Source organism: Pedobacter jejuensis (assembly GCF_003725795.1).
Taxonomy (GTDB): domain Bacteria; phylum Bacteroidota; class Bacteroidia; order Sphingobacteriales; family Sphingobacteriaceae; genus Pedobacter; species Pedobacter jejuensis.
This window is the reverse complement of sequence record NZ_RBEE01000006.1, coordinates 20,417-43,279: the sequence shown is the minus strand read 5'-3', so window position 1 is coordinate 43,279 and position 22,863 is coordinate 20,417. Positions and strand designations below refer to the sequence as shown.

18 protein-coding genes are annotated in these 22,863 nt (G+C 35.9%); 4 read left to right on the top strand and 14 right to left on the bottom strand.

Going from position 1 to position 22,863, the window contains the following annotated elements; genetic code table 11:
• Nucleotides 1–376: 376 nt before the first annotated feature.
• The 5 genes from recA to D7004_RS04740 form a co-directional block, all read right to left on the bottom strand.
• On the bottom strand, nt 377–1,390 hold the full coding sequence (recA, locus tag D7004_RS04760) for a recombinase RecA (RefSeq protein WP_123204763.1): 1,014 nt from the start codon (nt 1,388–1,390) through the stop codon (nt 377–379).
• A gap of 303 nt (nt 1,391–1,693) precedes the next feature.
• Nucleotides 1,694–2,359: an endonuclease III gene (gene nth / locus D7004_RS04755; RefSeq protein WP_123204731.1), complete on the bottom strand. Its 666-nt coding sequence runs from the start codon at nt 2,357–2,359 to the stop codon at nt 1,694–1,696.
• A 1,257-nt stretch (nt 2,360–3,616) separates the two neighbouring features.
• A complete protein-coding gene (locus tag D7004_RS04750; protein WP_123204730.1) occupies nt 3,617–4,801 on the bottom strand; it encodes an MFS transporter in 1,185 nt (394 codons plus the stop codon).
• A 132-nt stretch (nt 4,802–4,933) separates the two neighbouring features.
• On the bottom strand, nt 4,934–5,077 hold the full coding sequence (locus tag D7004_RS04745; protein ID WP_167459415.1) for a hypothetical protein: 144 nt from the start codon (nt 5,075–5,077) through the stop codon (nt 4,934–4,936).
• A 138-nt stretch (nt 5,078–5,215) separates the two neighbouring features.
• Nucleotides 5,216–5,800: an RNA polymerase sigma factor gene (locus D7004_RS04740; RefSeq protein ID WP_123204728.1), complete on the bottom strand. Its 585-nt coding sequence runs from the start codon at nt 5,798–5,800 to the stop codon at nt 5,216–5,218.
• 260 nt (nt 5,801–6,060) lie between these two features.
• On the opposite strand from D7004_RS04740, the gene uvrA reads away from it, so the two are divergent.
• A complete protein-coding gene (gene uvrA, locus D7004_RS04735; protein ID WP_123204727.1) occupies nt 6,061–8,874 on the top strand; it encodes an excinuclease ABC subunit UvrA in 2,814 nt (937 codons plus the stop codon).
• An 8-nt stretch (nt 8,875–8,882) separates the two neighbouring features.
• A complete protein-coding gene (locus D7004_RS04730) occupies nt 8,883–9,536 on the top strand; it encodes a LysE family transporter (protein WP_123204726.1) in 654 nt (217 codons plus the stop codon).
• Here D7004_RS04730 and D7004_RS04725 read toward each other — a convergent pair.
• The 9 genes from D7004_RS04725 to D7004_RS04690 all read right to left on the bottom strand — a co-directional run bounded on the left by D7004_RS04725 (nt 9,528) and on the right by D7004_RS04690 (nt 18,057).
• Nucleotides 9,528–10,562 carry a DUF2157 domain-containing protein gene (locus D7004_RS04725; protein ID WP_123204725.1) on the bottom strand — a complete coding sequence of 345 codons (1,035 nt, stop codon included), beginning with the start codon at nt 10,560–10,562 and terminating at the stop codon, nt 9,528–9,530. The genes D7004_RS04730 and D7004_RS04725 overlap by 9 nt on opposite strands.
• A gap of 295 nt (nt 10,563–10,857) precedes the next feature.
• Nucleotides 10,858–11,010, bottom strand: coding sequence for a cation:proton antiporter regulatory subunit (locus D7004_RS20945; RefSeq protein ID WP_244214246.1), 153 nt, complete (start codon nt 11,008–11,010; stop codon nt 10,858–10,860).
• Nucleotides 10,949–13,072, bottom strand: a complete 2,124-nt coding sequence (locus D7004_RS04720) for a cation:proton antiporter (protein ID WP_244214245.1) — start codon at nt 13,070–13,072, stop codon at nt 10,949–10,951. The genes D7004_RS20945 and D7004_RS04720 overlap by 62 nt, the downstream gene beginning before the upstream one ends.
• 206 nt (nt 13,073–13,278) lie before the next feature.
• On the bottom strand, nt 13,279–14,280 hold the full coding sequence (locus D7004_RS04715; protein WP_123204724.1) for a bifunctional riboflavin kinase/FAD synthetase: 1,002 nt from the start codon (nt 14,278–14,280) through the stop codon (nt 13,279–13,281).
• Nucleotides 14,281–14,463: 183 nt separating this feature from the next.
• Complete coding sequence (locus D7004_RS04710; RefSeq protein WP_123204723.1) at nt 14,464–15,324, bottom strand: YitT family protein; 861 nt, start codon at nt 15,322–15,324, stop codon at nt 14,464–14,466.
• Complete coding sequence (truB, locus tag D7004_RS04705; RefSeq protein WP_123204722.1) at nt 15,321–16,052, bottom strand: tRNA pseudouridine(55) synthase TruB; 732 nt, start codon at nt 16,050–16,052, stop codon at nt 15,321–15,323. The genes D7004_RS04710 and truB overlap by 4 nt, the downstream gene beginning before the upstream one ends.
• A 26-nt stretch (nt 16,053–16,078) precedes the next feature.
• Nucleotides 16,079–16,873 carry an undecaprenyl-diphosphate phosphatase gene (locus tag D7004_RS04700; protein ID WP_123204721.1) on the bottom strand — a complete coding sequence of 265 codons (795 nt, stop codon included), beginning with the start codon at nt 16,871–16,873 and terminating at the stop codon, nt 16,079–16,081.
• Between the two features lie 78 nt (nt 16,874–16,951).
• Nucleotides 16,952–17,179, bottom strand: a complete 228-nt coding sequence (locus D7004_RS04695; RefSeq protein ID WP_123204720.1) for a DUF3098 domain-containing protein — start codon at nt 17,177–17,179, stop codon at nt 16,952–16,954.
• The gene (locus D7004_RS04690) at nt 17,179–18,057 is read right to left on the bottom strand and encodes a cell division protein FtsX (RefSeq protein WP_123204762.1); all 879 of its coding nucleotides are present in this window, start codon (nt 18,055–18,057) and stop codon (nt 17,179–17,181) included. Before D7004_RS04690 ends, D7004_RS04695 begins: the two co-directional genes overlap by 1 nt.
• 200 nt (nt 18,058–18,257) lie before the next feature.
• Here D7004_RS04690 and D7004_RS04685 point away from each other — a divergent pair, with 200 nt between their 5' ends.
• Nucleotides 18,258–18,662: a hypothetical protein gene (locus D7004_RS04685; RefSeq protein WP_123204719.1), complete on the top strand. Its 405-nt coding sequence runs from the start codon at nt 18,258–18,260 to the stop codon at nt 18,660–18,662.
• A gap of 664 nt (nt 18,663–19,326) precedes the next feature.
• Nucleotides 19,327–22,560 (top strand): leucine--tRNA ligase, encoded by a 3,234-nt coding sequence (locus D7004_RS20940; RefSeq protein ID WP_244214244.1) that lies wholly within the window; start codon nt 19,327–19,329, stop codon nt 22,558–22,560.
• Nucleotides 22,561–22,863 lie beyond the last annotated feature (303 nt).

Genomic DNA, 22,863 nt, shown 5'->3' with positions numbered 1-22,863 from the left:
TAAAAACCAAGGTCTCCAGACCGAAATGTACTACTGCATTTTCCGTTAAATGAATTGTTGCTATCGTTCAGTTTTTTATTTGTTGTGTAAGAGCTATATTACCAGACAAAATCTTCGTTTTCATTTTAGATTTAAGTGACCGCTGAAAAGCGAACACTTAAACCAGAGTGGGAAATCGATTGACAAATAATTTCTTCCGATTTAATATGTAGTCTATTCGAACACATCTTTTTAGTAGTTGATTAGCTTAAGAATATAAAATTCTTATACAGAAAGGCTAATGGCTAGAAGCATATAATGTATCATTTATGGTTTTGTAATAACCACAGATGATACATATTTAATTTTGAAGAACTTGTGCGGAAAAAATTTAGTACTACTTCTCTTCTAATTTATCAGCAGTTACTTCGGTTTTAATTTTAAGTTCTAATTCTTCTGCTAATTCTGGATTATCGTTTAAAAGTTGTTTTACAGCATCTCTACCTTGACCCAATTTTGTGTCTCCGTAAGAATACCATGAACCTGCTTTTTTAATAATTCCAAAATCCACACCTAAATCTACAATCTCTCCGTTTTTAGAAATACCTTCACCAAACATCACATCAAATTCTGCGATTCGGAAAGGTGGAGCGACTTTGTTTTTAACGATTTTAACTTTTACACGGTTACCAGAAACTTCGTCAGAATCTTTAATTTGAGAAATACGACGAATATCTAAACGAACTGAAGCATAAAATTTTAATGCATTACCACCTGTAGTCGTTTCAGGGTTACCAAACATTACGCCGATTTTATCACGCAACTGGTTAATAAAAATACAGCAACATCCGGTTTTAGAAATTGTTCCTGTTAATTTACGTAAGGCCTGGCTCATCAAACGGGCATGTAAACCCATTTTACTATCACCCATTTCGCCTTCGATTTCACTTTTTGGTACCAATGCAGCAACCGAGTCGATAACGATAACATCAATAGCGCCAGAGCGAATTAAATTATCTGCAATTTCTAATGCCTGCTCTCCATTATCTGGTTGAGAGATTAATAAATTGTCTGTATCAACACCTAATTTTTTTGCGTAAAATTGGTCAAAAGCATGCTCTGCATCAATAAATGCTGCAATGCCACCTTTTTTCTGTGCTTCTGCAATTATATGGGTAGCTAAAGTAGTTTTACCAGATGATTCTGGTCCGTAAATTTCTATTACTCTACCTTTTGGAACGCCACCAATACCTAAAGCGATATCTAAACTAATTGAGCCTGTAGAAATAAAATCTATAGGTTCAATGGCTGTATCGCCAAGTTTCATTATCGTTCCTTTGCCGTAAGATTTCTCTAATTTATCTAAAGTTAATTGTAGGGCTTTTAGTTTGTCAGGATTCGCAGTGCTCATATCTTTTTTCATTTTTTGATTGCGTAAATATAATTGATTATCGGCTAAAGTGCTCATGTGTTAATAATTTATGTTGCTAAAATATTTAGCTAAGTTAATTGTTTTTTAGCTAATATCAATAGTATGTTCATTTTTTTTACTTATTTTTTGCGAGTTACGAGTTATGGATTATGAGTTGCAAGTTGCGTTTACGAATTACAGGTTGTGTTTATCAGTTATCGAGGGTTGTGTTACATTAGCTCAAACTCAAACCTTCAATCTCAGTCTCAACCTTAACTTCAGCCTCAATCTTACCCTCAATCCTCAACCCTTCAATTTATCCCGTTCGTTTTGTGCCATTAGCCTTTCAAAGTATCGACACATATAAGTAATTTCGCATACAGCACATTTAGGATTTCTGGCAACGCAAACATATCTGCCATGTAAAATAAGCCAATGGTGCGCAATGTGGATATCATGTTTAGGTAGGTTTTTTACCAAATCTTTTTCTACAGCTAAAGGAGTTTTTCCATTGGTTAATCCAAGTCGATTGGCCACCCTAAACACATGCGTATCAACTGCCATTGCTGGAGCATTATAAATAACAGATGCAATTACATTCGCTGTTTTACGCCCGACACCAGGCATTTTCTGCAACTCATCAACATCGGATGGTACAACCTCATTAAATTGATTTACCAGAATGTTTGCCATTCCAACCAAATGTTTGGCTTTGTTGTTAGGGTAACTAATACTTTTTATATAATCAAAAACGATATCTGGAGTAACCTCGGCGAGTGCTTTAGCATTTGGGAAACGTTGAAACAAGGCAGGCGTAACCATGTTAATTCGCTTATCGGTACATTGGGCTGAAAGAATTACTGCCACTAAAAGTTGAAAAGGATTATTGTAATGTAACTCTGTTTCTGCATCAGGCTGCTTCGCCGAGAAATGTTCTACAAAAAGTTTATAACGTTCTTTTTTTAGCATCGGCAAATATAATAAGCAGAATTATAATGTTTCTAAAAATCTTCGCCACTATAAAGATTGTAAATGTTAATCAACGATATTTATCATTAATTTCAAACCTGACGGTAGCGGCAACCCTGAAGACCTCCATAAGTACTGCCCTTTCATTTCCAAAATAATTTCAAACTGAATTAAGATATTCCAGGCAGTTATAATTTTTAGTAGCGCAAGGCTTGTACAAGCAACTAAATTTGTTCCCGTTTTACGCTTTACTGCGCTAACAGCCGAAATGGCTGTTGCTACGTGTTCGCTTCAATCGGGGTTATTTTGCAAATGCGGCGTTCCATTTTAACGGTTTGCATGGTGCACAATCTTTGTTTGTAAACCTGATGGTAGCGGCAGCCCGAGCTTTTTTGCGAGGCTACAGCGAACAGCAGGACTGAATACCTCCATAAGAACTGCCCTTTCATTTCCAAAATAATTATCAAACTGGTTTAAAATATTTCAGGCGGTTATTTTTTTTAGCAGCGCAAGGCTTGTACAAGAAACTAAATTTGTTCCCGTTTTGCGCTTTACTCCGCTAACAGCCGAAATGGCTGTTGCTACGTGCTCGCTTCAACCAGGGCTAATTTGCAAATGTGGTATTCCATCTTAACGGTTTGCATGGTGCACAATCTTTTGTTTTTAAACCTGATGATAGCGACAGCCCGAGCTTTTTTGCGAGGCTATAGCGAACAGCAGAGCTGCAGACCTCCATAAGTACTGCCCTTTCATTTCCAAAATAATTTCAAATTGATTTAAAATTCCAGGCGGTTACTTTTTTTCGCAGCGCAAGGCTTGTGCAAGAAACTAAATTTGTTCCCGTTTTTCGCTTTACTCCGCTAACAGCCGAAATGGCTGTTGCTACGTGTTCGCTTCAACCGGGGCTAATTTGCAAGTGTAGTGTTTCGTTTTAACGGTTTGCATGGTGCAGAATCTTTTGTTTTTAAACCTGATGGTAGCGGCAGCCCGAGCTTTTTTGCGAGGCTACAGCGAACAGCAGGACTGAAGACCGCCACAATTACTGCCCTTTCATTTCCAAAATAATTTCAAATTGATTTAAAGTTCCAGGCGGTTATTTTTTTTAGCAGCGCAAGGCTTGTGTAAGCAACTAAATTTGTTCCCATTTTACGCTTTAATCGCTACGCAGCCGAAATGGCTATTGCTACGTGTCCGCTTCACCCGGGGCTAAATATTAAATGGTTTCATTAACTAGTTATAACTTTCGTTTTCAAAAAATTAATGAAATGAAGTTACCGGCATTTTAACCTCATCAGTTGTAGTTTGAGTGCTTTTAATTAACCAAAACGCAAAGAATGAACCAATTAATGCCATTGCGGCACCAACATAAGCAGGTGAAGTATAGTCAAAACCATAAACAAGCGGCAAACCGCCAAAAAATGCACCTAAGGCATTGCCAATATTAAAACTTGCCTGACTAGCAGATGCGGCCAACATTTCAGAACCTTTTGCGCTTTGTATCATTAACATTTGAATTGGGGCAGCCAAGGCAAAGGCAACAGCGCCAGTAATAAATGTCATTATTAACGCCAATGGCTGACTTGCAGATATAAAATGAACAATTGTAAGTGTTACGGCCATGGTGATTAATAGCGCAGCTGATGCTTTGGCTGGTGAAAATTTATCTGCAAGTATTCCGCCAATATAATTTCCAACCATCATACCTAAACCTGCAAGCATTAAAATATAGGTTACTGCATTTGGCGAAAATCCGGCTACGTCTGTCATTAAAGGTGCGATGTAACTATACCAGGTAAATAACCCACCTGTACCAATCGATATCATAAAGATAATTATCCAAGCTTCTCGTTTTTTGAAAAAACTTAGTTCTGCTTTTAAATCTCTGTTTTTTGTTGCTGCCAATGCAGGTAACCAAAGTTTCAGACTTAATAAAGTAACAAGACCAACAAAAACAACAACTGCAAAAGAAATTCGCCAAGAAAAATTATGACCAATAAATGTACCCAAAGGCACACCCACAATGTTAGCAATGGTTAAACCCATAAACATTAAAGATACTGCCTGGGCCGTTTTTCCTTTTTCAGCTATGCGACTAGCAACTACAGAGCCTACACCAAAAAAGGCACCATGTGGCAATCCTGATAGAAAGCGAGCAACAAATAGTGTATTAAAAGTAGGAGCAAAGGCAGAGAAGGCATTAAACACTGTGAACATAACCATTAAAGCAATTAATATCTTTTTGGGTGGATATTTTCCTGCAATCATGATTAGCAATGGTGCACCAATTACAACACCTAATGCATACGCAGAAATTAAATGCCCAGCCTGTGGAATGGTTACATTTAAGTCTTTTGCAATATCCGGTAGTAGGCCCATCATAACAAATTCTGTTATGCCAATGCCTAAACCGCCTAAAGTGAGTGGAAGTAAGTTCTTGTTCATAGCGATGCTTAGTGTTAAAATTACACTAAGCAAAGGTATAGCTTTTGAAAGAAGAATTTGTAATAAAAGTGTAAATGAAAGGCATAAAAAAAGCTGCTTCACTTTGTGAGGCAGCTTTTTAGCTCGTGTAAATTACTTCGTTTTGCTGTAGGCTAAGATTCTGCCTATAGATTCATCGGAAGGATTTTTAATTAATCCATCTAACTTACTTTTGATTTGTTCGTAAAATAAGTCGATTTCCGCATCAGATTCATTATCAATTGTTGACTGAAACATGTTTTGGGTAGGTAAATTTACATTTGTTTTTGATGTAGAGGTTTTTGTCATAAGCAACTAAATGTTATTGTTTTATAAACTTAACGATAGTTAGTATGCTTTATTTTAAAGCCTAAATTTTTTAATGTAAAATAAACGTTACCCTTTGTAGGTCATCTCTTTTGTTTTAAGCATCTTACGTAAATTGCTTAATGCATAACGCATTCTGCCTAAAGCTGTATTGATGCTTACATCAGTTAAATCTGCTATTTCTTTGAAACTCAAATCGGCATAATGACGCATTAAAAGCACTTCTTTTTGCTCATCTGGCAAAAGGTGAATCATTGCTTTTAAATCTTTATGGGTTTGGTCGCGAAGCATTTTTTCTTCCGCACTTTCATCATAAAAGTGTAGCATATTAAACACATCCATTCCATCAGAACTCATAATAATTGGAGTCCTTTTTTCCTTTCTGAAATAATCGATAACTAAATTATGCGCAATACGCATTACCCAAGGTAAGAACTTTCCTTCCTCGTTATATCTTCCAGAGCGCAGTGTGTTTATTACTTTTATAAAAGTATCTTGAAAAATATCTTCTGCTAAGTATTGGTCTTTAACCAACAAGTAGATAGAAGTATAAATTTTGCTTTTATGTCTTCGTAAAAGTTCCTGCAATCCATTCTCGTTCCCGGTAACGTATAACTTTACCAGGTCCTGGTCATTGTATGATTGTAAATTCATAGGTTTACCTACACTAAATCCCGTACTATTTGCTAAAAATTAATTTGTAGAAGTTTAATTTCTATAGCTGCTCTCCTATGTTTTTTGAATGTGTTAGTTTGGTTTTGAGGTCGTTAATGTTCAAAGAAAGTGTTTTTTTTATCAAAAAACAAAAAATAAAATGTTAAAAAATAAATTAACCATCTCAGTACCCTATTTTTGTATATTATTTAAAACCCGATAGTATCTGTTAGGGTTGTAATTCATATCTGTTACCATACATGAGCAAAAAAGAAGCCGAAAAAGATCCGCATAAAAATATAATTATAAAAGGAGCCCGCGTACATAATTTAAAGAACATAGATGTAGCTATTCCCAAAAATAAATTGGTGGTAATTACCGGTATGTCGGGTTCGGGCAAATCATCACTAGCTTTCGATACTTTGTATGCTGAAGGTCAGCGTCGTTACGTAGAAAGTTTATCATCGTATGCCCGCCAGTTTATGGGGCGAATGAATAAGCCTGATGTAGATTACATTAAAGGTATCGCTCCTGCAATTGCCATCGAGCAGAAGGTAATTACATCCAATCCCCGCTCTACGGTGGGTACATCAACAGAGATTTATGATTATTTGAAATTACTTTTTTCCCGTATTGGGAAAACAATTTCCCCAATTTCGGGGAAAGAAGTAAAAAAGGATTCGGTGAGTACTGTGGTAGATTATGTTAGTGCTTTACCTTTAGATACAACGGTTACCATTTTTTGTCCTTTATATCCACACAACAACCGCACAATTAAAGAAGAACTGGCCATTTTATTGCAAAAGGGATTTTTAAGGGTTCTTATTGATAATAAAATTGAAAAAATAGAATCTGTTTTGGATGATGCTGATTTCAAGGATGCAGAATTAACAGACGATAAAACCGTTCAGATATTAATCGATAGGATTGTAACCGATAACGAAGAAGAAACCCTTAGCCGATTGGCAGATTCAGTGCAAACCGCATTTTTTGAAGGAAAGGGCGATAGTTATGTGGAGGCGGAAGGTAAAACCAAGCATTTTACAGATAGGTTTGAACTTGATGGAATGCGGTTTGAAGAACCCACCCCAAATTTTTTCTCATTTAACAATCCTTATGGTGCATGCAAGCGCTGCGAAGGCTACGGAAATGTAATTGGTATTGATGAAGATTTGGTTATTCCGGATAAAAACAAAAGTGTTTACGATAATGCAATTGCGCCATGGCGGGGAGAAAAAATGAATGTTTGGTTGCAAAATTTTATTAAAGCGGCACCAAAATTTGATTTCCCGATACATCGCTCATACAGCGGATTAACAGAAAAAGAACAACAATTATTGTGGAGCGGTAACAAGCACTTCGCAGGTTTAAATGCTTTTTTTAAAGAGTTAGAAGAGCAAACGTATAAAATTCAATACCGCGTAATGCTATCTCGCTATCGCGGAAAAACCATATGTCCGGATTGTAAAGGCTCTCGGTTACGTAAAGATGCATCTTATGTAAAAATTGCCGAAAAATCTATCATTGATGTGGTATTAATGCCATTATCGAAAGCCTTGGTATTTTTTAATGAGTTGAAACTTAATGCAAATGATGCGAAGATTGCAAAACGTTTATTGGCAGAAATTGATAATCGCTTCCTTTATTTAAATAATGTTGGTTTGGGGTATCTTACTTTAAATCGTTTATCAAATACATTATCTGGTGGAGAATCGCAAAGAATTAACCTAGCCACATCGTTAGGGAGTAGTTTGGTTGGATCTATTTATGTTTTAGATGAACCAAGTATAGGTTTACATCCACGAGATACCAATAAACTGATTGAAGTTTTAATTTCCCTTCGTAACGTTGGTAATACGGTAATCGTTGTAGAGCATGAAGAGGAAATGATGCGAGCTGCCGATTATATTATTGATATCGGACCAGAAGCTGGAACCCACGGTGGAAACTTAGTGTTTAGTGGTGATTACGAAGAGATTTTAAAAGATACAAAAAGCTTAACCGGTAGGTATTTGGCGGGATTGGAGAAAATTGCCATTCCTGAAAAAAGGCGCAAGTGGAAAGACCATATTTTAATTAAGGGTGCAAGAGAAAACAACCTTCAAAATATCGATGTAAAATTTCCTCTCGGTGTTTTTACAGCTGTAAGTGGTGTTTCAGGCTCAGGAAAAACCAGTTTAGTGAAGAAGATTCTATATCCGGCTTTGCAGAAAGCAATCGGAAATTATGCTGGAGAACAAACGGGTAGTTACGACGGAATTTTTGGCAATACAGATTTAATCAGCCAGGTTGAAATGGTCGATCAGAATCCCATAGGTCGTTCAAGCCGCTCTAATCCGGTAACTTATGTAAAAGCATGGGATGATATCCGTGCCTTATTCTCGGGCTTGGCAGCTGCCAAAGCTGCTGGCTTAAAACCTGCAGCCTTTTCTTTTAACGTAGAAGGTGGCCGCTGTGATGTTTGTCAGGGTGAAGGTGAAGTTAAAATAGAGATGCAGTTTATGGCCGATATTTATCTGCCTTGCGAAGCCTGTAGCGGTAAACGATTTAAACAGCAGGTTTTGGATATTACCTACAAAGAAAAAAACGTATCCGAAATTTTGGAAATGACGATTGACGAGGCTGTCGATTTTTTCAAGGATGAGCAAAAAATCCTTAATAAATTAAACCCGTTGGTAGATGTTGGCTTAGGTTATGTCCATTTGGGTCAATCATCGAATACGTTATCAGGCGGAGAAGCGCAAAGAATTAAACTTGCATCGTTTTTAATTAAGGGTAACAATGCAAATAAAACCTTATTCATATTTGATGAACCTACTACCGGTTTACACTTTCACGATATTAAAAAACTATTAAAAGCACTGAATACATTAATCGAACAGGGCAATACCATTTTAGTTATCGAGCATAATATGGATATGATAAAATGTGCCGATTGGGTGATTGATATTGGCCCAGAAGGCGGAGATGGTGGTGGTAAATTGGTTTTTGAAGGTGTGCCAGAAGATTTGGTAAAAGCAAAAAATTCCTACACCGGAAAATATTTAGCATCGCATTTAAATTTTAATCCATAATTTTAACGATGTTTTTTATAACGTTCTTCTTAGGCATTATTGTTAATGCTATGGGCTATATTCCACCAGGGAATATTAATTTAACTGTAGCACAACTTGCCGTAAATAAAGGCATGCGCCAGGTTTGGTATTTTATCTTGTCATTTTCTTGTGTAGAAATTTGTTTCACATTTGGTATGATGCGTTTTGCCCGCTGGGCAATGAGCGACATTAACCCAAACTCTGCCGTAAGTGAAGTAAGATTAGGAACATTGGTAGAGGGTTTTATGATACTGATGTTTATTGTAATGGGTACCATAACCTGGAAAAATAGAAAAAAAGTGCCCAAAACAACTGCGAAAAAAGATGATAAGCGAAGTGGAAGTGTTTTATATGGATTAATACTGGGCGTTTTAAATCCTGTTCAAATTCCATTTTGGCTGTTTTTTGGCAACTATGTTATTTTACACGAATGGATAAAAACTGATTATTTATCGTTGATAATTTTTAGCGTTGGTTCGGGCTTTGGATCTGCCGGAGCATTATATTTATACGCACATTTCGCAACTTTTATTCAAGAGAAATTTGCGCTAAGTAGTCTAATAATTAACAAAGCTATCGCGATATTTTTATTTGCTTTAGCTGCTTACTTAATTGTGAAGCAATCGATTATCTTATTTTAGAAATTCTACGTTCCAGATTTTTTCTGCTTTCCTGCCAATTAACCAAAAAGATGCTGCTAAAACGGAAAAGAATAGAGCTTTATGCCAGCTATCCCAAAAGTATTCAAAATACCGTGTGTAGAGGTTAAGAAATAGAAAAGTTATTCCGAATTCTCGGGCAACGTCATCGTTGTATTTTAAACCAAATAACGTACTTGCTACGCAAACCGCGGCTGATATTAATGCCCAATAAAATAGACTCAGCTGCCTAACCGTGTACCATTCTTCTAAACTTGCAAAGTTGCCAAAAACGGATAATGCCCAAAGCGACACGAATAAATAAACCATTCCTGCAATATAAGTTACTTGAAAGAAGTGCTGGGTTTTAGGTAAAACTTTCATGATGAAAGAAGCTGCAGTTAATGCTGCGCCAAATATCACAAAACGTAATGGATAATTCATCCCTAGGAAATAGTAGTTCCAGCGACTTAAGTAACCAGTTTCTGTTCCGAACCAGGCACCCAACGATATTAAAGCGAAAATCCAGATTAACCTTGAATTAAAAACATAACCCAGAGTACCATAAATAAAAACTGAAATTAAGATTAAAATGGTGAAATTTCCGGAACCATTATCAATTGATTTCCCAAAATAAGCAACAGCATTTGCAGTAAGCAGAATTGCAGAAAATACGATTGCCTCGTTGCTAAATTTTAAATGGGAAAGCTTCTTTTTCCTTCGAAATCCTAATATGTATAACCAGCCCGCTAATCCTCCAGAAATAATAGCAATAACAATATTCGGTGTGTTGTAAACTCTTTTTAAATAATTTAGGATGGTATTATCAATCAGAAGCGAACCCAATGCGATGAAACCACATGCTAAAGCAACCCAGAAAGCATATTGAGCCAAACGAAGCCAATCGAAATTTTTAGCTACATAACTTTTCCTGAGTTTATTTCCAGTTTCTTCATTGATTAAGCCTTCGCTTTGCCATTGCTCAATCATATCATCTAAAAACTCACTCTTTTCTCTGTCAACTTTCATAGTTAGGCTTGTACACGAAGATATAAAATTAGTATCAAGATGTTGGTATCAAGTATTAGTGCGAATTTATTAACCTTCGATTATTTTCCTTCTCATTATTTATAAGCTACTTTTTTTTAGTTTGCGTCACCCTGAATTTATTTCAGGGTCTTATTTGCAGGCAAGATGCTGAAATAAATTAAGCAAGACGTGCCGTAAAAGCAATACGGTGATAAAACAGTAAAATATTAAGTTTAAAAATCGGACGAAAGTGATTAAATAAATCTTTTCAACTTCAGACGTCCAACCTCGTATATTAAATAACTTCTTTGATTTTTTTATTATTTCCTACAATCCAGATTACATCTCCACTATCAAAAACAAAATCAGATGATGGATTTAAAATTCTATCTGCACCGCGTTCTATTCCAACAATTAAAGCTTGTGCTTTTTCGCGAATACCCTGCATTTCTGATGCTCAAGCCATAAACCGGCGATTCTGAATGAACTACAACTTTTTGCAAAGACATTTCTTTATCCGGGAAACTTTTCTCTTGTTCAGTTTCTGGTAAATCTACCTCTAAAATGGCTTTTACAGCGGCTAGTTGGTCATCAGCGCCAATTAACAGCAATTTATCGTTAGGATACAACCGCTCTTCTCTGCCTGGAGTTGGTATCGCATTTCTGCCGCGTTCTATCATTGCAATATTAACACCATATTTTTCACGAATCATTAGTTCAGATAAGGTTTTGCCCACAACTTCCGATTCTGGCGATACCATTAGTTCTGCCAGGTGTGTATCCCAAGGTAAAATATCAGGTTTTTGATTTTCACGAGCATTTAAATTCAACATAAAACGCTTTTCGAGTTTATCATAAAATGATTGCAATCGTCGAGAGAAGATTACCATCCCCAAAATAATTAATACTAAGGCTATTACTGCTGCCGTCCACGTATCAAAAAACTCGTACATTAAAAATCCAACGAAAAATATTCCTAATGCAATTCTGAAAAATTCTATCGCAATTAATGGTCCGCGGGTGTATTTTTTATTTAGCCAAAGGTGAGAATATGCAGTTCGTTGGATTCTTCGAATGGATAACGCCCATAAAAAGGGAGCCATTAAGACAAAAGAGACCACAATGCTAATAATAATTGATGTTAAACTATTGGCAATGTTCTTAACAATAAAAGGCTGGATGTAGCGATACGTAAGAAAAATTATTGCAATGATAATAACAGAGTGAATTATGGTATTGAATATGTAGGAACGAAGCAATATCTTCCAGTCGCTTAACTTGGTAATTCCTTCTGTACTAGAGCTATATCTGTCTATTCCATCAAGCCATTTTTGTGGTAAAACACGTTTTAGAAATTCGTAGAATGGTTCAGAAAGTTTGATAAGATAAGGCGAAGTAAAGGTTGTTATGGCGGCAGCAGCAACCGCAATTGGGTAAAGAAAATCGCTGGTTACTTTTAATGTTAAGCCCAATGAAGCGATGATGAATGAAAACTCCCCAATTTGTGCCAAACTCATACCAGATTGAACGGAAGTTTTTAACGGCTGACCCGATAATAAAGCACCTAAAATGGTAAAAAGAATTTTGCCGAAGATAATTACTGCTGTTGATACCAATATCGGAACCGCGTATTTAACCAACATTGCCGGGTCGATAAGCATCCCAACGGAAACAAAAAATACTGCTGCGAATAAGTCTTTTACAGATTTGGTTAAATGTTCTATCCTTTCTGCTTGTGTAGTTTCTGCCAAGATAGAACCCATGATAAATGCACCAAGGGCAGGAGAGAAGCCCACTTTGTCGGCCAGTAGAACCATAACTAGACATAATCCTAATGAAACTACTAACATGGTTTCATCGTTCATTAGCTTTTTAGTTGCTTTTAAAAATGATGGGATAAGAAATATTCCACCTAGAAACCATAATACCAGGAAAAATGCAAGCTTTAAAATAGAAAAAAGCATTTCGGTTCCGGCAGATTGCTGACTTACCGCTAACGTTGAAAATAATACCAATAGTAAAATAGCTACTAAATCTTCAACGATTAAAACTCCAAAAACCAAGCCTGCAAATTTTTTATGCTTTAACCCAAGTTCTTCGAAAGCTTTAATGGCAATCATTGTTGATGATATGGATAGAATTCCACCGAAAAAAAGGCTGTCCATATCTTTCCAGCCCATCGCTTTACCAGCTAAATAGCCTGCCAAGATTATGAATAATACCTTAACGATAGCTGTGATGGATGCTGAACCACCAACTTTAACTAGCTTTTTGAAACTAAATTCTAATCCTAAACTAAAAAGAAGAAAGATAACGCCAATCTCACCCCAAATGTTAATGCTTTTGGTATCAGTAACTGATGGGAAAAAGCTTAAATGAGAGCCAACCAGCAAGCCAGCCAAAATATAACCTAATACAAGTGGCTGTTTAATTTTTTTGAATATGAGCGTGGTTATTCCTGCTGAGGCTAGGATTAACCCTAAATCGGCTATTAAATCGGGTAGGTGCATGTAGTAAAATTTGGTGCTGAGGTATTAATATACAAAACTATAGTTGAGCTATAGATTTTTTTTTGAGATAGATTCGTTACACCTCAATAAATAGTACTTAAATTTTACCAGACTGGATATTTTTAGATTTAAGCAAATTTATCACACCAAATTTAAAAACAGGTTTTATCTTAAATCATTTTGCAACAATATTATCTAAAAAGGATTTACTCTGATTCAAACGATTTGAAGTAGCCAAGCGTATTATTTTTGTCTTTCTGCAGTTGTAGTTTCAACGCATCCAAACCGGTAAATTTTACATCATGACGAAGAAACTTCAAAAAGTTCATCTTAATATCCTGACCATAAATTTCCTGATTAAAATCAAAAATATTAACCTCAATATTTCTGGTCATACCGTTTATTGTAGGTCGCTGGCCAATATAAGCCATACCTTTAAATGTTGACGAAGTATTTTTAATAGATGAAGCACTATTTTCTAAATCTGAATTTTTTTCCTCAGATTCGAAATTCATTGTTACAGTAACAGCATAAATTCCATCGCCTGGAATCAGTTTATAGGTTTCCTCTACAAAAATATTAGCAGTTGGAAAACCTATCGTTCTTCCAATTTTATCACCTTTAATAACTCTACCGAAAATAGAAAATGGGTAACCTAAATAATCAGCTGCTAAACTAACATCACCAGCCAAAAGTGCCTGGCGAATTTTTGATGAGCTTACCGCAACATCGTGAATATCCTGTTCCATAATTTCTTCTACCGTAAAACCAAAGTGTGATCCTGCAGCTTTTAAATCGCTTAAATCCCCTAAACGATCTTTCCCAAAACGATGATCGTAACCAATAATGATATGTTTTGTGCCGATGGTATTAACCAAAATATTTCTAATGTAATCTTCAGGCAGTTGATTTGAAAAATCTCTGGTAAAAGGTGTAATAATTAAATGATCTACGCCTAGGGTTTTTAAAATTTCGGCCTTTTCATTTATGGTACTAATCATTTTCAAGTCTTGATTTTCGGGGTCGATAATCATCCTTGGGTGTGGGAAAAATGTTAAAATAACACTTTCACCTCCATCAGCTTTCGCTTTTTCTACCAGTTGTTTTATAATTTTTTGATGACCAAAATGTACACCATCAAAAGTACCGATAGTTACAATGGCATTGTTTAATTTATTAAAATCGCTAAGGTTATGGTATATATTCAATGGTAATATTTTTTAATGAAATTTGGGTTTGTATGAGGGATGGAAGCGGTATCCCCGATTTAAGCATTGTTGTTTATTGTTTTGCGGCATGCTTGCATGTTTCACAGGTTTCATCGGGGATTTAGCGTACAGCCCGACCCCTTGCGTAGCTTGGGGGCATGCCTTGATTGTATAAATTATTTATTAATGTAATGCATGTCGTTTAACAACACCACCTTTAATATCGGCAATTTGCTGTTGTATTATAAACGCATCGGCATCAATTTGTCTTATTGCTGTTTGTAATTTACTCATTTCCAGTTTGGTAACAACCGTAAATACTATATCTATGTCTTTTTTATCACCATAACCGCCTTCACCCTTATAAATGGTTACACCACGTTTCATATCGGTAATTATGTAAGCTTTAATGGCTTCCTGATGTTCGGATATTATGGTTACACCTGTATATTGCTCGATACCATTTACTATAAAATCGATTGTGCTGGAGGCCGATAAATATGTTAAAATTGCATATAAAGCTGTTTCGATATTTAAAAAATAGGCGGCAAAAGCAAAAATTATGATGTTTAAAATAAGTATAATATTTCCTACTGTTAGAATGCTATTTTTACTGATGTAAAGTGCTAATACTTCAGTTCCGTCAATCACGCAGCCTCCCCGCATGGCAAGCCCGATGCCGCCACCAAGAAACAATCCGCCAAAAAATGCGATTAGTAATTTATCGTGTGTTATTGGTTGAAATGGTAATACAATTAAAGCGATTGAAAGGGCTGTAATGGCTATAGTGGTTTTAAAAGCAAAGCCTTTTCCAATTTGTTTATAACCTAAAAAAATAAATGGAATATTAATAATTACGATTAGGTAAGATAAATTCCACCCGGTTAAAGTACTTAACAATAAGGAAATTCCTGTAACACCTCCATCAATAAAATGGCTTGGCATTAAAAAACTCTTTAAACCGAAACAAGCAGAAGTAACACCAGCGATTATTAAGAAAATTTCTTTTATATACCTGGCATTTCTGTTTTTGATTTTGCTCATTCTTGTGTATGCGTTTTTGCTTCCTCTTTCTTACTGCGAATATAATTAACAAGTTCTAATACCTCAAACGCATTGCTTAGTAAAAAGTTTCCGCTGCGGGTTCTGGTGAGTTTAGAAAGATAGGCGCCACTATTTAATTGCTTTCCAAAATCAGAAATTATAGAACGGATGTAAGTTCCTTTACTGCAAACAATTTTAAAGTCAATTTCAGGTAATTCAATTCTGGTAATTTCAAATTCGGGTACGTTAACAAAGCGTTTCCTAAGCTCTACTTCTTCGCCTAACCTGGCCTTAACGTATAACCTTTCACCATTGATTTTGACAGCCGAATGTGCTGGCGGATATTGTTCTATATCGCCAGTGAAGGGTTTAGTAGCTGCATAAATTTCTGTTTCTGCTATTTTACTTATGTCGAATGTTTCATCAACCTCAGTTTCCATGTCAAATGATGGCGTGGTCGCACCTAATATCATGGTGCCGGTGTATTCTTTTTCTTCGGCTTGGAAGGTATCAATTTGCTTGGTTAATTTGCCTGTGCAAATAATTAATAAACCTGTGGCCAACGGATCTAATGTGCCGGCATGCCCAACTTTAAGCTTTAATGGTTTTAGAGAATTTCTGATTTTTCCAACCACATCAAATGAGGTCCATTTGTATGGTTTGTTAATTAATAGCAGTTCACCTTCTGCGAAATTGAAATCTTTAAATTTTGAATTTTCTGTACTCACAAATCTTTTTTGCGCAAAGATACAGATTATATAATTTGTAGGTTATGGCCAGATAATAACAGAATGATAATGATTAAACCCGCAGCAATTCTATAATATCCAAAAACCTTAAAACCATGTTTATTTAAATAACCAATAAAGCTTTTTATAGCCAAAAGCGCCACGATAAAAGCTACTACATTGCCTATAATCAATAAGTTAGTTTGTTCGTGTGTTATGGTATTTCCTTCTTTATAAAAATCGAATAATTTTTTTGCCGTAGCAGCAAACATCGTTGGAACTGCTAAAAAGAACGAGAATTCTGCAGCAACTTTTCTACTTAATTTTTGTGTCATACCGCCAACAATCGTTGCTCCTGAACGGGATACGCCAGGAATCATGGCAATGCATTGAAAAAAACCTATTTTTAAAGCAGTTAAATAAGTAATGTTTTCTTCTTCATTTATAGTCGGTTTATTAAACCATTTATCAACAAATAATAAAATTATACCGCCAACTAAAAGGGATATACCAACAGCCATCGGACTTTCTAAAAGCTCATCTATTTTCTTACTTAATAAAAGACCAAAAACAGCTGCGGGAATAAAAGCAACCAAAAGTTTGATGTAGAAATTAATAGATTTAAAGAACCTTTTAAAGTAGAGCACAACTACCGAAAGAATGGCACCCAATTGTATTGCAATGGTAAAAAGCTTAACAAAAGGATCTGCCGCTATACCCATAAAAGATGATGCGATAATCATGTGACCGGTGCTTGATACTGGCAAAAACTCGGTTAATCCTTCGATAATTGCTAGGATAATGGCTTCAAAAGAATTCATATTTGCTATGGAATGGTATAAAACGGAGAAAACGCTCAATTAAAATTAAAGCGTTCTCTTATAATCGTAGTGAAAAAACTATTTCTTTAAAATAGCATAAATGCCAAATGCAAAACCTGCCAACACAACAAGCGGTGCCAATAAAGTTCTTCTAGAATCGTAAATGTCTCCGGTTGTACCCATCATTAAAATGAACCCAACAGCAACTATTGCAATGCTGATTAATAACAATTGATAATTCTTTTTGGTAAAAACCAATTCACTTTTTACGTCCTTAACTATCGGACTTGTTTTTTTTTCTGCCATTATCTGTAAAGATGATAAGATTTTAAACGTAAATACCTACTTACTGCAAACCAAGTGCTTATGCCTGTTATAAAAATTCCGATGATTAATAAGCTTACAAATACAAATCCAAACTCTTTGTAATTATTAAGGATAATAATTTCAGGAACCTCTTTTCTAGCATAAATTAACGTAGCCAACAAGATAATAATTGCTATAAAAGCCGCTATTAAACCATGCAAAGCTGCAAATAATAAGAAAGGACGTCTGATAAAGTTTTTCGTTGCACCAACCAACTGCATACTTTTAATTAAAAAGCGTTGAGAGTAAATGGCTAGTCGTATTGTGTTGTTTATCAACGCGATAGAAATAACTAAAAGTACAACAGCAAAAGCTAAAATAATTAAGCCAATTGTACTAATGTTCTTGTTTACCATATCGATAAGGGAACTTTGATACACCACCTCTTTTACAACAGGGTTTTTAGATATATTTGCTTTCAAAGCATCTATGCCTTTGTTATTCGCATATTCTGCTTTTAAATACACGTCGAAGGTAGAAGTTAATGGGTTGTAACCTAAAAAGTTAACAAAATCCTCACCTAAGTCTTGAGTTAAGTTTCTAGCAGCAAGTTCTTTATTTACATATTGTGTTTGCTTAACTGCCGGATTAGCGTTAAGTTCTTTTTGGAAAACTAATATATCTGCCTCTTTTGCACCTTCATCAACAATAATATTTAGAACAATGTTCTCTTTAACGTAATTAGACAGGTTTTTGGCATGTACAAGTACCAACCCAAGTAGCCCCAGCATTAATAAAACCAATGCAATACTAAATATAGTAGAGATGTATACGGTTTTGGTTTTCTTAGATGCATCACTTACTTCGAATTCTTCCATGTATTTCAATTTTGTTTCTGCGAAAATATAAATTATACCTGATAAACACCAATATAAAGCTTTTCTAATCAATAATAACGCTCTAAAACTACATTTAGTTCGATATTTAAATTGCAAATAAAGCATCAGCATTTTCTTATTTGGTACCAAACTTAAAGAAGCTGCGTTTATAAACTGACTTAAAACTAAATCTACCTAAAATGAAAAGACAGATTACAACGCTTTGCCTAATCCTTATTTCGTCTATAATTCTATTTTCTTGCAAGAAAGATAATACATCAGTAAAAGCAAGAATTACCGGAAAATGGACTGTGAATAAAATCGAAGTTAGCGGCAATTCTAATGAAAGTTTAAATGGTACTTTCAATTATACTATTAACGATTATATGGATTTCAAAGCAAATAATGATGATCAGGTGGAGTTGGGTTTGAGTAACCAGCGTACAATTGGCTCGTATATAATATCATTAGGTTCTGAGTTTCAATTGGTATTTCCTGAAGGAACATATTATTGTACGGTAAGTACTCTGAGTGGTTCGCAGTTTCAGTTTACAGCAAAAATGGATAAAACTAACATTAGTAAAGTTTTTTATCTAACTAGATAGCAGCTTGAATTTAAAATCTTTGCTAAAGGTATTATCACATGTGCAAATTTTAAACTGAAGTTTCGTATCCTATTTACCTCACCCTATCAAAGTTTTTGGTTTGGCTCATATTGTGTTATCCCTCTCCTTGAAGAGAGGGATTTAATGGTTTGGTTGGTGAAACCAAATGGTTCAACGTACAATCTTACCTTTCTTTCTCCTTGAATAGAGAGATTTAATGGTTTGGTTGGTGAAACCCGATGGTTCAACATACAATCTTACCTTTCCCTCTCTTCAAGGAGAGGGATGCATTGTCTAACCAATAATCTGCGACTTTTATAGGGTGAGGTTAGGAATCAAAATATCTTTTATTTAGTATCCTATTTACCTCACCCTATCGAAGTTTTTGGTTTGGCTCATATTGTGTTTTTTCTTTCCTTGAAGAGAGAGATTTAATGTTTTGGTGAGTGAAACCCAATCGTTCAACGTACAATCTTACCTTTCCCTCTCTTCAAGGAGAGGGATGCAATGTCTATACAGTAACCTGCGACTTTCATAGGGTGAGGTTAGGTATCGAAATATTTATTTAACTGAAGCCCTAAAACCTGTATTTTACCAATAAATTATGTTTCACTAAACCCCTTAATTTCCGTAATTTCGCCCCTTTAAAAATTTAAAACCTGCAATGGATTACCAATTCAAAGAAATAGAACAAAAGTGGCAGAAATTTTGGGCCGATAATCAAACATTTAAAGCCGAAAGCAATTCTGATAAACCAAAATATTATGTGTTAGATATGTTTCCTTACCCATCGGGAGCAGGTTTACACGTTGGTCATCCACTAGGTTACATTGCTTCAGATATTTTTTCGAGATACAAACGCCTTAAAGGTTTTAACGTATTGCACCCAATGGGATACGATTCATTCGGATTACCTGCTGAGCAATATGCCATACAAACTGGTCAGCACCCGGCAATAACCACAGAAGCAAATATTGCAACTTATCGCAGCCAGTTAGATCAAATAGGTTTCTCTTTTGATTGGAGCCGAGAAGTAAGAACCAGCGAACCATCTTATTATAAATGGACGCAATGGATTTTTATGCAGTTGTTCAATTCCTGGTATAACATCGAAAATGATAAAGCGGAAGACATTTCTACTTTAATTGAGAAATTTAATACCGCCGGAACAGCCGATGTAAAAGCGGTTTGCGATGATGATGTAAAATCGTTTTTACCGAGCGATTGGGCAACTTTTACTGAGGAAGAGAAACAACAAGAATTATTAAAATATAGGTTAACTTATTTAAGAGAAAGCACGGTTAACTGGTGCCCTGCTTTGGGTACCGTTTTAGCTAACGATGAAGTAAAGGATGGTTTTTCTGAGCGTGGCGGTTTCCCTGTTGAGCAAAAGAAAATGATGCAGTGGAGCATGAGAATCACGGCTTATTCTGATCGGCTTTTGCAAGGATTGGACACTATCGACTGGCCTGAACCAATAAAAGAAATGCAACGCAACTGGATTGGTAAGAGCGTTGGTGCATCGGTCAAATTCCAGGTTGAAGGCAACGATAAACAAATTGAAGTTTTTACAACACGTGTTGATACCATTTTCGGTGTTTCGTATTTGGTATTGGCACCAGAGCACGAATGGGTTGCAGAATTAACAACGCCACAACAAAAACAAGACATTGAGAATTACATTGCTCAAACTAAAAAGAAATCGGAGTTAGACCGCATGGCGGATACAAAAACCGTTTCTGGTGCTTTTACAGGGACTTATGTAATTAACCCGATGAATGGCGAACGTGTTCAACTATGGATTGCAGATTACGTGCTTGCAGGTTATGGAACAGGTGCCGTTATGGGTGTACCAAGCGGCGACCAACGTGATTGGTTATTTGCAACACATTTCAATTTGCCTATTATCCAGATTTTGGATGGTCAGAAAGATATTGATATTCAAGCCGACCCAACAAAAGAAGGGAAATACATCAATTCAGGTTTCATTAATGGATTAACTTACAAAGAAGCTGTTCCATTTTTAAACAATTGGTTAGAAGAAGAGAAAGTTGGAAAAGCAAAAGTAAATTTCCGTCAGCGTGATGCGATTTTCGGTCGCCAGCGTTATTGGGGAGAACCAATTCCGATTTATTTTAAAGATGGCTTGCCGTACTTATTAAAAGAGGAAGAATTGCCTTTAATTTTGCCAGAAATTGATAAATATTTACCTACCGAAACTGGAGAACCTCCTTTGGCGAGAGCTGAAGGTTGGAGATATCAAGCCCCACCCCAACCCTCCCCAGAGGGGAGGGAGCTGAAAGACGCTTACCGTGCGAAAGCCGACCCAATGCTTTATGGAAGTTTAAAAGAAAATGCTAAGCAGCATCGTTCTGAGCCAACCGAGGCTGAAAATATTTTATGGCAATTTTTAAGAGATAATCAAACTGGTGTTAAATTTAGAAGACAACACCCGGTAGATAAATACATTGTTGATTTTATCTCACTTAAAAAAGGCTTAGTTATTGAAGTTGATGGGAAATATCATGAGGGAATAATTGAGGAAGATAAACAAAGAACAAAAGCTTTAGCGCTTTATAATTATGAAGTAATTCGATTTACAAACGAAGAAGTTATTGGAAATCCTGAGAGCGTTATAGCTCAAATCGAGCAGAAACTTGCCACACTGGAAGATACTAAAGTCCTCCCTACCGGGGAGGATTTAGGTGGGGCTGGATATTCTTACGAATTAAGCACCATGCCGGGCTGGGCAGGAAGTAGCTGGTATTGGTACCGTTATATGGATGCCAATAACGATAGTGATTTCGCATCTAAAGAAGCGGTTGAATATTGGAAAGACGTTGATTTATATATTGGTGGTTCTGAACATGCCACCGGACACTTATTATATAGCCGTTTCTGGAACAAGTTTTTGAAAGATTTGGGTTATACCAAAGAAGAAGAGCCTTTCAAAAAGCTGATAAACCAAGGCATGATTCAAGGCAGAAGTAATTTCGTTTATCGTGTTAACGATGAAAATGGAAAACCTACAAATACTTTTGTTTCGGCTGGTTTAAGAAAGGAATACAAAACTTCGGCATTACACGTTGATGTGAACATTGTAGAAAATGACACTCTAGATTTGAACAAATTCAAAGCCTGGAGAGAAGAATATGTTAACGCAGAATTCATTCTTGAAAGTGGAAAATATATCTGCGGCGTTGAGGTGGAAAAAATGTCGAAATCAAAATTCAATGTGGTTAACCCCGATGATTTGATTGAGCGTTACGGAGCAGACACTTTACGTATGTACGAAATGTTTTTGGGTCCTTTGGAGCAAAGTAAACCATGGAATACCAATGGCATTGAAGGTGTATTTAAATTCTTGCGTAAGTTTTGGCGGTTATTCCACAATGAGGCCTGGGAATTTACAGTTTCTGATGCCGAACCGACCAAAGCTGAATTGAAATCGTTGCACAAAATTATCAAGAAAGTTCAGGATGATATTGAGCGTTTTTCTTTCAATACTTCGGTTTCGAGTTTTATGATAGCCGTTAATGAATTGACAGATTTAAAATCGAATAAGCGCAGTATTTTGCAAGATATGGTGATTTTGCTTTCACCATATGCACCGCACATTTGTGAAGAACTTTGGGTGCAGTTGGGTAACGAAGCAGGAAGTTTATCATACACGAAATTTCCAACTTTCAATCCAGAACATTTGGTAGAAGATGAGTTTGCTTACCCGGTTTCCATCAATGGTAAAATGAAAATGAATTTGAATTTAAGTTTAAGCTTGGCTCAAGCAGAAGCAGAAGCTATTTTAATGGCTGATGAACAGTTCATAAAATATTTAGATGGGAAAGCACCTAAGAAAGTAATTTTTGTAAAAGGAAAGATTATAAATGTAGTGGTTTAAGTAAGGTTGAGGGTGGAAGGTATAAGGTATAGGGTCTTCCTTTCTCCTCTATAATAAAGATGCAAACCTTGAATTGATTTTCTCAATTCAGGGTTTTCCTTTTTGAAGCTATTTCATTTCCAATTTTATTAGGAATGACGACCGTTCTTGTAAAGCGTATCAGCATGAAAGATTCTGAAACAAGTTCAGAATGACGACCGTTCATAGATAGTGCGCTAAGCGATTCGCCTATTCATTGCCATCTGGCTCTAGCTTACGGATAATAGATAAGAATTAAGGGTTTTTGCTGTTTAAAGCTATAAT

Bases quoted from the DNA above. Each gene is read 5' to 3' on its own strand.
- recA (WP_123204763.1), bottom strand. From the start codon at position 1,390: ATGAGCACTGCGAATCCTGACAAACTAAAAGCCCTACAATTAACTTTA.
- nth (WP_123204731.1), bottom strand. From the start codon at position 2,359: ATGCTAAAAAAAGAACGTTATAAACTTTTTGTAGAACATTTCTCGGCG.
- D7004_RS04750 (WP_123204730.1), bottom strand. From the start codon at position 4,801: ATGAACAAGAACTTACTTCCACTCACTTTAGGCGGTTTAGGCATTGGC.
- D7004_RS04745 (WP_167459415.1), bottom strand. From the start codon at position 5,077: ATGTTTCAGTCAACAATTGATAATGAATCTGATGCGGAAATCGACTTA.
- D7004_RS04740 (WP_123204728.1), bottom strand. From the start codon at position 5,800: ATGAATTTACAATCATACAATGACCAGGACCTGGTAAAGTTATACGTT.
- uvrA (WP_123204727.1), top strand. From the start codon at position 6,061: ATGAGCAAAAAAGAAGCCGAAAAAGATCCGCATAAAAATATAATTATA.
- D7004_RS04730 (WP_123204726.1), top strand. From the start codon at position 8,883: ATGTTTTTTATAACGTTCTTCTTAGGCATTATTGTTAATGCTATGGGC.
- D7004_RS04725 (WP_123204725.1), bottom strand. From the start codon at position 10,562: ATGAAAGTTGACAGAGAAAAGAGTGAGTTTTTAGATGATATGATTGAG.
- D7004_RS20945 (WP_244214246.1), bottom strand. From the start codon at position 11,010: ATGCAGGGTATTCGCGAAAAAGCACAAGCTTTAATTGTTGGAATAGAA.
- D7004_RS04720 (WP_244214245.1), bottom strand. From the start codon at position 13,072: ATGCACCTACCCGATTTAATAGCCGATTTAGGGTTAATCCTAGCCTCA.
- D7004_RS04710 (WP_123204723.1), bottom strand. From the start codon at position 15,324: ATGAGCAAAATCAAAAACAGAAATGCCAGGTATATAAAAGAAATTTTC.
- D7004_RS04700 (WP_123204721.1), bottom strand. From the start codon at position 16,873: ATGAATTCTTTTGAAGCCATTATCCTAGCAATTATCGAAGGATTAACC.
- D7004_RS04695 (WP_123204720.1), bottom strand. From the start codon at position 17,179: ATGGCAGAAAAAAAAACAAGTCCGATAGTTAAGGACGTAAAAAGTGAA.
- D7004_RS04690 (WP_123204762.1), bottom strand. From the start codon at position 18,057: ATGGAAGAATTCGAAGTAAGTGATGCATCTAAGAAAACCAAAACCGTA.
- D7004_RS04685 (WP_123204719.1), top strand. From the start codon at position 18,258: ATGAAAAGACAGATTACAACGCTTTGCCTAATCCTTATTTCGTCTATA.
- D7004_RS20940 (WP_244214244.1), top strand. From the start codon at position 19,327: ATGGATTACCAATTCAAAGAAATAGAACAAAAGTGGCAGAAATTTTGG.